Raw genomic sequence first — 8,935 nt, forward strand, 5'->3', positions numbered from 1 at the left:
GGGCGGGACCGGTCAGTGCGGACGCTGGTGGTGGTGGTTCTCGCGGCTGCGCAGCCGCCCCTGGACGTCTTCCGGGGGCAGGAACTTCGACCAGCGCTCGGGGAACTCCGACGGCATGTCGCCGCCGTCCTCGTCGTCCTCGGACTCGCCCTCGGCCATGGCCCGCCAGGCCGCCGCGCGGGCCACGAGCTGGGCGGCCTCCGCCTCCCGGGCCCGCTCGGCCGCCTCGCGGGCGGCCGCGGTGGCCACCGAGGGCCAGACCCGGTCGATGGCCGCGTTGACCGCGGCCCCGACGAGCACGGCGAAGGCCGAGATGCCGATCCACAGCAGGACGGCCACGGGCGCGGCCAGCGAACCGTAGATGGTCGGGCCCTCGACCGTGTTGGTGAGGTAGATCCGGAGCAGGAAGCTGCCGAGCACCCACATCGCGAGGGCGACGAGCGCGCCCGGCACGTCCTCGATCCACGGTGAGCGCACCGGTACGGACACGTGGTAGAGCGTCGTCAGGAAGGCGATCGACAGCACCGTGACCGTGGGCCAGTACAGGACGCTGATGACCTCGGTCCCCCACGGGACGATGCGGACGACCGCGTCCGGCCCGACCACCATCAGGGGCAGCACCACGGCGCCGATCAGGAGCGCGACGACGTACAGGCCGAAGGCGAGCAGCCGCGTCTTGACGATGCCGCGCTCGCCGTCGAGGCCGTACATGACGGTGATGGTGTCGATGAAGACGTTGACGGCGCGCGAACCCGACCACAGGGCGAAGGCGAAGCCGAGCGAGATGATGTCGGGGCGGCCGCGCCGGGTGACGTCGTCGAGCAACGGTTTGGCGACGTCGTTGACGCCCCGGTCGGACAATACGGTGCCGACCGCCCGCAGGATGTTCTCCTCGATGCTCGCGACCGTGTGGGTGTCGGTCCAGCCGTCGACGTAGCCGAGCAGGCCGATCAGGCCGAGGAACAGCGGCGGCAGGGACAGCAGGGTGAAGAAGGCCGCCTCGGCGGCGAGCCCGAGGATGCGGTACTCGATGCACGAGTTGACCGTGTCCTTGAGCAGCAGCCAGGCCATCTTGCGTTTGGAGACGTTGCGGTACAGGGCGCGTGCCCTGTGGAGCCGCCCCGGTGGGGGCTCGGGTGTTTCGTTTGCCGGCTGCACGTCCTTACCGTATCGGCATGGCAGCGAGCACCCACACCGTGACCAATCAGGCTCCGCCCCTGACCGGGTACGACGCTTTCGGTTCGGACCCAGCCCTCGTCGAGGGGGTGGCCCGGCACCTCGACCCGGACCTGCTGGAGGAGGTGCGGGCGGATCTCGGCGGGATCGGCCGCGCGACCGGCTCCGGGCAGTGCCAGGAGTGGGGGCGGCTGGCGAACGAGAACCCGCCCCGGCTGCGCACCCACGACCGCTACGGCCACCGCATCGACGAGGTGGAGTTCCACCCCTCCTGGCACCGGTTGCTGGGCCGGGCCCGGTCGGAGGGGCTGACCGACGCCTGGGGGCGGCCGGGCGGGCACCTGCGCCGGGCGGCCGGTTTCTACCTGTGGTCGCAGGTGGAGGCGGGGCACGGCTGCCCGGTGTCCATGACCCACGCGGCCGTGCCGGCGCTGCGCGCGGAGCCGGGGCTGGCGGCGCAGTGGGAGCCGCTGCTCGCCTCGCGCGTGTACGACCAGGAGCTGCGGCCGGTGGCGCGCAAGACGGGGGCGCTGGTCGGCATGGCGATGACCGAGAAGCAGGGCGGCAGCGACGTACGGGCCAACACGACGGCGGCGGTGCCGCTGGACGCGTCGGGCGAGTACCTGCTGACCGGGCACAAGTGGTTCTGCTCGGCGCCGATGAGTGACGGCTTCCTGGTCCTGGCTCAGGCACCCGAGGGGCTGACGTGCTTCCTGGTGCCGCGGGTGCTGGCGGACGGGACGCGCAACCCGTTCGCGATCCAGCGGCTCAAGGACAAGCTGGGCAACCGGTCGAACGCCTCGGCCGAGGTGGAGTTCGAGGACACCTGGGCGCAGCGGGTGGGCGAGCCCGGGCGCGGGGTGCGGACCGTCATCGGGATGGTGGCGGCGACCCGGCTGGACTGCGTGACCGGGGCGGCGTCCGCGATGCGGCAGGCGCTGGTGCAGGCCGTGCACCACGCCACGTACCGGGAGGCGTTCGGCGGGAAGCTGGTCGACAAGCCGCTGATGCGCAACGTGCTGGCGGACCTGGCGCTGGAGTCGGAGGCGGCGACGGTGCTGGCGCTGCGGCTGGCGGCGGCGTACGACGCGGACACGGACGCGGAGCGGGCGTTCGCGCGGCTCGCGGTGCCGGTGGCGAAGTTCTGGGTGACCAAGCGGTGCACGCCGATGGTGGCGGAGGCGCTGGAGTGCCTGGGCGGCAACGGGTACGTGGAGGAGTCCGGCATGCCGCGGCTGCTGCGCGAGTCGCCGCTGAACTCGATCTGGGAGGGCTCGGGCAACGTGCAGGCGCTGGACGTGCTGCGGGTGCTGCAGCGGGAGCCGGCGGCCCTGAACGCGTTCCTGCAGGAGGTGGGCCGGGCGCGGGGCGCCGACCACCGGCTGGACGCGGCCATCAGGGGCGTGCTGACCGAACTGGCGGACCTGGAGGGCATCGAGGCGCGGGCGCGGCGGCTGGCGGAGCGGATGGCGCTGGTGCTGCAGGGCGCGCTGCTGGTGCGGTGGGCGCCGCCGGCAGTGGCGGACGCGTTCTGCGCCTCCCGGCTGGGCGGGGACCGGGGGGCGTCGTTCGGGACGCTGCCGCACACGCTGGACCTGGGGGCGGTGGTGGACCGGGCCCGGATCCCGCTGGACCGCTAGGGGCTCGTCTTGGGACGCCCGTACCGGCATGCGGACGGGGTGGCGCCGCGCCGACTCGGCACCACCCCCGTCACTAGGCCCCGAGGAGGAGCTGCAGACGCCGCTGGGCGGCGTCGCGCACAGTTTCGGTCGGGTGACCGGGACTTGGCGAGAGTTGCAAACGGTTGCAACCCTTTGGGGCATCCGGTTCAGTACGGGGAGGATCCGGTGACCGACACCGCTGTCGACCTGGCCCGGCTGGCGGCCATGGACTCGCGGCAGGCCGCACGCCTGCTCAAGGGCATACGGGCCGCCGCGCTCTCGGGGCACGCGCCGCCGACGGCACCGCGCCCGGAGATCGCCGCGTCCTGGCGGCGGATGCTGGCGGGCGGGGTGCACCCGGACCGGGACGCCCGCTCGCGCATGCTCTCGCTGGCCGAGACGGAGCGGCGGCGGCACGACTCACCCCTGCGCGAGGTGCTGCCGGTGCTGCGCGAGGGCCTGCTGCCCGCGCTCGACGAGACCCTGCACATCATGGTCGTCTCGGACGCCGAGGGCCGGCTGCTGTGGCGGGAGGGCCACGCCTCGATCCTGAAGAAGGCCGACCGGCTGGGCTTCGAGGTGGGGGCGGACTGGGACGAGTCGGTGGTCGGCACCAACGGGGTCGGCACGGCCCTGGTGGCACGGCGGCCGGTGCAGGTGTTCTCGGCCGAGCACTTCGTCTCCAGCCACCACGACTGGACGTGCGCCGGCGCGCCCGTGCACGATCCGCGCGACGGCCGGCTGCTGGGGGTGGTGGACGTCAGCGGACCGCTGGCCACGATGCACCCGGCCACGCTGGCCTGGGTCTCCTCGGTGGCGCGGCTGGCGGAGACCGAGCTGCGCGTGCGGCACCTGCGGTCCCTGGAGGGGCTGCGGGCGGTGGCGGCGCCGCTGCTGGCGCGGCTGCCGGGGCGGGCGCTGGCCGTGGACGGCCTGGGCTGGACGGCGGCGGTGACGGGCATGGCGCCGCCGGAGCGGGTGGTGCTGCCGAAGTCGTGCGGCCCGGGGCCGGTGTGGCTGCCGGCACTGGGCGACTGCGTGGTGGAGGCGCTGCCGGGCGGCTGGCTGGTCCGGGTCGCGGAGGCCCGTACCGCGGGCGAGGTCGGCCGCGTGGTGCTGGACCTGGGCCGGCCGCGGCGCTGGTCGGCCACGGTGTCCGGGGCCGCCGGCAGCTGGACGCAGGAGCTCAGCCCGCGCCACGCGGAGCTGCTGTTCCTGTTGGCGCGGGCCCGTGACGGGGGCGGGCCCGGTGCCGAGGCGCACGGGGGCGGGCGGACGGCCGCCGAGCTGGCGCAGGAGATCTTCGGGGACGCCACCCGGACGGTGACCGTCCGTGCGGAGATGTCGCGGGTGAGACGGCATCTCGCCGGCGTGCTGGCGCACCGCCCGTACCGCTTCGCCGAGGGTGTGGAGGTGGAGGTGCTCCTGCCGCCGGACCCCTCGGACCTGCTTCCCCATTCCACGGCCCCGGCCGTGGTCAGGGCCCGTACGGGCGCCGAACGGAGGCTGTGATTCCCTGGCAGGCATGAGCATCACTCTCACCACCTGGTCACTGGAGCAGACCTCGCCCGCCGACCTGGTCCCGGCCGCCGAACCCGGCGGCGAGATCACGATCGTGCGGGCCGAGGTGCCCTCGCCCGAGTTCAGCCGCTTCCTGTACGCGTCCGTGGGACAGGACATCCACTGGACGGACCGCCTCTCGCTGTCGTACGAGGACTGGCGCAAGCAGCTGGAGCGGCCGGGGGTGGAGACCTGGGTGGCGTACGACCGCGGCACGCCCGCGGGGTACGTCGAGCTGGACCCGCAGGACGACGGGGTCGTGGAGATCATGTACTTCGGCCTGCTGCCGGCGTTCCGGGGCCGGCGCATCGGCGGTCACCTGCTGACGTTCGGCACGGCCCGGGCGTGGGACCTGGCGGACCGCTGGCCGGGCCGGGAGGCCACCCGCCGGGTGTGGGTGCACACCTGCAGCCAGGACGGCCCGACGGCCATGGACAACTACCGGCGCCGCGGCTTCCGCGTCTTCAGGACCGAGACGGAGGAGAAGGCGGAGACACCGACCCCCGGCCCCTGGCCGGGCGCCTGACACCGCGGAACGGCCCGCCGGCCGGCCGGCCGGCGGGTCCGCGGGTGACCCACACCACAGCGTCCCGCATTTCGAGACGATCGAGTCCACATTACGGACGCTAGTGGACTCCTCCAAGTGCTGCGTGCCAGGCTTCCGCCATGACTGGAGCTGGAATTGCCTTGGTGAGTCGACGACACGTCGACCTCGGCCGCGTATCCAGCGCCATCTGTACGGCGCGCTGACAGAACCAGCCACGCCGCATCTCGCCGTCCCCGTCGCCGCGGACGCGCCGAATCCCCCTAGGGCCGAAGAGGGCCCCCGCACACCGCAGCGGGGACCCACTTTGCCGCACCCGCGCACATTTGCGCAGGTCACCGCAGTAATGGGGACATGCCGCCGACACCTGCCCCCGTGCCCTGACCGCCACAGAAGGACGAATCGACATGGCCGCCAACCCCGAGACCCCCACCCCCGCCACCGCGCGCCGCAAGACCACGCGCCACCGCGGCGAGGGCCAGTGGGCCCGTGGCCACTTCACGCCCCTCAACGGCAACGAGCAGTTCAAGAAGGACGACGACGGTCTCAATGTGCGGACACGCATTGAGACGATCTACTCCAAGGCCGGATTCGACTCGATCGACCCCAACGACCTGCGCGGACGCATGCGCTGGTGGGGTCTGTACACCCAGCGCAAGCCCGGGATCGACGGCGGCAAGACCGCGATCCTGGAGCCGGAGGAGCTGGACGACGAGTACTTCATGCTCCGCGTCCGCATCGACGGCGGCCGGCTGACCACCGAGCAGCTGCGCGTCATCGGTGAGATCTCGCAGGAGTTCGCGCGCGGCACGGCCGACATCACCGACCGCCAGAACGTGCAGTACCACTGGATCCGCATCGAGGACGTGCCGGAGATCTGGAACCGCCTGGAGGCGGTCGGCCTGTCCACCACCGAGGCCTGCGGCGACACCCCGCGCGTGATCCTCGGCTCGCCGGTCGCCGGCATCGCCGAGGACGAGATCATCGACGGCACCCCCGCCATCGAGGAGATCTACCGCCGCATCGTGGGCAACAAGGACTTCTCCAACCTGCCCCGCAAGTTCAAGTCCGCGGTCTCGGGCTCGCCCCTGCTGGACGTGGCCCACGAGATCAACGACATCGCCTTCGTCGGCGTGAACCACCCCGAGCACGGCCCCGGCTTCGACGTCTGGGTCGGCGGCGGCCTCTCGACCAACCCCAAGCTCGGCGTCCGCCTGGGCACCTGGGTCTCGCTCGACGAGGTCCCGGACGTGTACGAGGGCGTCATCTCGATCTTCCGCGACTACGGCTACCGGCGGCTGCGCAACCGCGCCCGCCTGAAGTTCCTGGTCGCCGACTGGGGGGCGGAGAAGTTCCGCCAGATCCTGGAGGACGAGTACCTCGGGCGGAAGCTGACCGACGGCCCCGCGCCCGAGCAGCCCGTGCAGACCTGGCGCGACCACGTCGGCGTGCACCGCCAGAAGGACGGCCGCTTCTACGTGGGCTTCGCCCCGCGCGTCGGCCGGGTCGACGGCGCCACCCTGACGAAGATCGCGGACGTCGCCGAGCGGCACGGCTCCGGCCGGGTGCGCACCACCGCCGAGCAGAAGATGCTCGTGCTCGACGTGACCGAGGACCAGGTCGAGTCGCTGACGGCCGCCCTGGAGGCGCTGGACCTGCGGGTCAAGCCGTCCCCGTTCCGGCGCGGCACGATGGCCTGCACCGGTATCGAGTTCTGCAAGCTGGCGATCGTCGACACCAAGGGCCGCGGCCAGAGCCTGATCGAGGAGCTGGAGCGCCGCCTGCCGGAGTTCGACCAGCCGCTGACGATCAACATCAACGGCTGCCCCAACGCGTGCGCCCGTATCCAGGTGGCGGACATCGGTCTCAAGGGCCAGCTGGTCCTCGACGACGACGGCAACCAGGTCGAGGGCTTCCAGGTGCACCTGGGCGGTGCCCTGGGGCTGGACGCGGGTTTCGGCCGGAAGGTCCGCGGCCTGAAGGTCACCTCCGCCGAGCTGCCGGACTACGTCGAGCGGGTCGTCAAGCGCTTCGAGGCGGAGCGCACCGACGGCGAGCGGTTCGCCCAGTGGGTGGGCCGGGCCTCCGAGGAGGCCCTGTCGTGAGCGAGCGCGCCGCCCCCTTCTACTGCCCGTACTGCGGCGAGGAGGACCTGTTCCCGAGCGAGCAGGGCCACGGAGCCTGGGAATGCCGGGGGTGCAACCGGGCTTTCCAGCTGAAGTACCTCGGGCTGCTGGCCCGCGGCTTCCAGGGCAACTCCGCAGGAGGGGACTCGATATGACCACCGTTCAGGACGCGCAGGCACTCAAGGAACTGGCCGAGCAGGCGGGCCGCGACCTCGAGGACGCCTCCGCGCTGGAGATCCTCACCTGGGCGAAGGAGACGTTCGGGCCGCGCTTCTGCGTCACCTCCTCGATGGAGGACGCGGTCGTCGCGCACCTGGCGTCCCGGGCCTTCCCGGGCGTGGACGTGGTGTTCCTCGACACCGGCTACCACTTCGAGGAGACCATCGGCACCTCCGAGGCGGTCGCGGCCGTGATGGACGTCAAGGTCATCACCCTCACCCCGCGGCAGACGGTCGCCGAGCAGGACGCCGAGTACGGCCCGAAGCTGCACGACCGCGACCCGGACCTGTGCTGCGCGCTGCGCAAGGTCAAGCCGCTGGAAGAGGGCCTGACCGGCTACGACGCGTGGGCGACGGGGCTGCGTCGCGACGAGTCCCCGACCCGGGCGAACACCCCGGTGGTCGGCTGGGACGAGAAGCGGCAGAAGGTCAAGATCTCGCCGATCGCCCGCTGGACCCAGGACGACGTGGACGCCTACATCGGCGACCACGGGGTCCTCACCAACCCCCTGCTGATGGACGGCTACGCCTCGGTCGGCTGCGCCCCCTGCACCCGCCGCGTGGCGGAGGGCGAGGACGCGCGGGCCGGCCGCTGGGCGGGACGGGCCAAGACCGAGTGCGGGCTGCACGGCTGATGACGGAACGTACGGAGAAGCAGATGAGCGTGACGGACCAGGGCGCCACCGTGTGGCTGACCGGTCTGCCGAGCGCGGGCAAGACCACGATCGCGTACGCGCTGGCCGAGCGGCTGCGCGGCGAGGGCCACCGCGTGGAGGTGCTCGACGGCGACGAGATCCGCGAGTTCCTGTCGGCGGGCCTGGGCTTCACCCGCGAGGACCGGCACACCAACGTGCAGCGGATCGGCTTCGTGGCCGAGCTGCTCGCGAGCAACGGCGTCAAGGCGCTGGTCCCGGTGATCGCGCCGTACACGGACAGCCGGGAGGCCGTCGCCAAGCGCCACGCCGCGGCCGGGACGGCGTACCTCGAGGTGCACGTGGCGACCCCGGTCGAGGTGTGCTCCGAGCGCGACGTGAAGGGCCTGTACGCCAAGCAGGCGGCCGGCGAGATCTCCGGCCTCACGGGCGTGGACGACCCGTACGAGGCCCCGGAGGCCCCCGACCTGCGCATCGAGTCGCACACCCAGACCGTCCAGGAGTCCGCGGCGTCGCTGTTCACGCTGCTCACCGAGAAGGGGCTGGCATGACCACCGCCGCGCACACGCACGACACGACCGCCGACGCGGACGCGCCGTACGCCCTGTCGCACCTGGACGCGCTGGAGTCCGAGGCGATCCACATCTTCCGCGAGGTGGCGGGCGAGTTCGAGAAGCCGGTGATCCTCTTCTCCGGTGGCAAGGACTCGATCGTCATGCTGCACCTGGCGCTCAAGGCGTTCGCGCCGGCTCCGGTGCCGTTCTCGCTGCTGCACGTCGACACCGGGCACAACTTCCCCGAGGTCCTCGCCTACCGCGACCGCATCGTCGCCGAGCACAACCTGCGCCTGCACGTCGCCTCCGTCCAGGACTACATCGACGCCGGCAAGCTCAAGGAACGCCCCGACGGCGTCCGCAACCCGCTGCAGACCGTCCCGCTGACCGAGGCGATCCAGCAGCACCGCTTCGACGCCGTCTTCGGCGGCGGCCGCCGCGAC

General features: G+C 72.5%; 10 protein-coding genes. 9 read left to right on the plus strand and 1 reads right to left on the minus strand.

Features of this window, described 5'->3' with window-relative positions; translation table 11 throughout:
* Positions 1-12: 12 nt before the first annotated feature.
* On the minus strand, positions 13-1,158 hold the full coding sequence (locus IF43_RS0107435; RefSeq protein ID WP_078909966.1) for a YihY/virulence factor BrkB family protein: 1,146 nt from the start codon (positions 1,156-1,158) through the stop codon (positions 13-15).
* A 17-nt stretch (positions 1,159-1,175) separates the two neighbouring features.
* Here IF43_RS0107435 and IF43_RS0107440 point away from each other — a divergent pair, with 17 nt between their 5' ends.
* From IF43_RS0107440 to IF43_RS0107475, 9 genes are all read left to right on the plus strand, one after another.
* The gene (locus IF43_RS0107440) at positions 1,176-2,816 is read left to right on the plus strand and encodes an acyl-CoA dehydrogenase family protein (RefSeq protein WP_030195720.1); all 1,641 of its coding nucleotides are present in this window, start codon (positions 1,176-1,178) and stop codon (positions 2,814-2,816) included.
* Between the two features lie 246 nt (positions 2,817-3,062).
* Positions 3,063-4,349, plus strand: coding sequence for a GAF domain-containing protein (locus IF43_RS0107445; RefSeq protein ID WP_051794838.1), 1,287 nt, complete (start codon positions 3,063-3,065; stop codon positions 4,347-4,349).
* A gap of 13 nt (positions 4,350-4,362) precedes the next feature.
* A complete protein-coding gene (locus tag IF43_RS0107450) occupies positions 4,363-4,923 on the plus strand; it encodes a GNAT family N-acetyltransferase (protein WP_030195726.1) in 561 nt (186 codons plus the stop codon).
* A gap of 140 nt (positions 4,924-5,063) precedes the next feature.
* Positions 5,064-5,147 (plus strand): putative leader peptide, encoded by an 84-nt coding sequence (locus IF43_RS43825; RefSeq protein ID WP_369405183.1) that lies wholly within the window; start codon positions 5,064-5,066, stop codon positions 5,145-5,147.
* A gap of 201 nt (positions 5,148-5,348) precedes the next feature.
* On the plus strand, positions 5,349-7,046 hold the full coding sequence (locus IF43_RS0107455; RefSeq protein ID WP_030195728.1) for a nitrite/sulfite reductase: 1,698 nt from the start codon (positions 5,349-5,351) through the stop codon (positions 7,044-7,046).
* Positions 7,043-7,222: a hypothetical protein gene (locus tag IF43_RS0107460; RefSeq protein ID WP_030195734.1), complete on the plus strand. Its 180-nt coding sequence runs from the start codon at positions 7,043-7,045 to the stop codon at positions 7,220-7,222. The genes IF43_RS0107455 and IF43_RS0107460 overlap by 4 nt, the downstream gene beginning before the upstream one ends.
* Complete coding sequence (locus IF43_RS0107465) at positions 7,219-7,920, plus strand: phosphoadenylyl-sulfate reductase (protein ID WP_030195736.1); 702 nt, start codon at positions 7,219-7,221, stop codon at positions 7,918-7,920. Before IF43_RS0107460 ends, IF43_RS0107465 begins: the two co-directional genes overlap by 4 nt.
* A 23-nt stretch (positions 7,921-7,943) precedes the next feature.
* Entirely contained in the window at positions 7,944-8,489 is a 546-nt protein-coding gene (cysC, locus tag IF43_RS0107470) for an adenylyl-sulfate kinase (RefSeq protein WP_030195739.1), read from the plus strand.
* On the plus strand, positions 8,486-8,935 hold a 450-nt coding region (locus tag IF43_RS0107475; protein ID WP_037887566.1), incomplete at its 3' end, for a phosphoadenosine phosphosulfate reductase family protein. The genes cysC and IF43_RS0107475, both read left to right, overlap by 4 nt.

Origin of the sequence: Streptomyces sp. NRRL S-87 (assembly GCF_000719335.1) — a bacterium.
Taxonomy (GTDB): Bacteria; Actinomycetota; Actinomycetes; order Streptomycetales; family Streptomycetaceae; genus Streptomyces.

Excerpts from the sequence above, each read along its gene's own strand:
- IF43_RS0107440 (WP_030195720.1), top strand. The coding sequence starts at position 1,176 with ATGGCAGCGAGCACCCACACCGTGACCAATCAGGCTCCGCCCCTGACC.
- IF43_RS0107445 (WP_051794838.1), top strand. The coding sequence starts at position 3,063 with ATGGACTCGCGGCAGGCCGCACGCCTGCTCAAGGGCATACGGGCCGCC.
- IF43_RS0107450 (WP_030195726.1), top strand. The coding sequence starts at position 4,363 with ATGAGCATCACTCTCACCACCTGGTCACTGGAGCAGACCTCGCCCGCC.
- IF43_RS43825 (WP_369405183.1), top strand. The coding sequence starts at position 5,064 with ATGACTGGAGCTGGAATTGCCTTGGTGAGTCGACGACACGTCGACCTC.
- IF43_RS0107455 (WP_030195728.1), top strand. The coding sequence starts at position 5,349 with ATGGCCGCCAACCCCGAGACCCCCACCCCCGCCACCGCGCGCCGCAAG.
- IF43_RS0107465 (WP_030195736.1), top strand. The coding sequence starts at position 7,219 with ATGACCACCGTTCAGGACGCGCAGGCACTCAAGGAACTGGCCGAGCAG.
- cysC (WP_030195739.1), top strand. The coding sequence starts at position 7,944 with ATGAGCGTGACGGACCAGGGCGCCACCGTGTGGCTGACCGGTCTGCCG.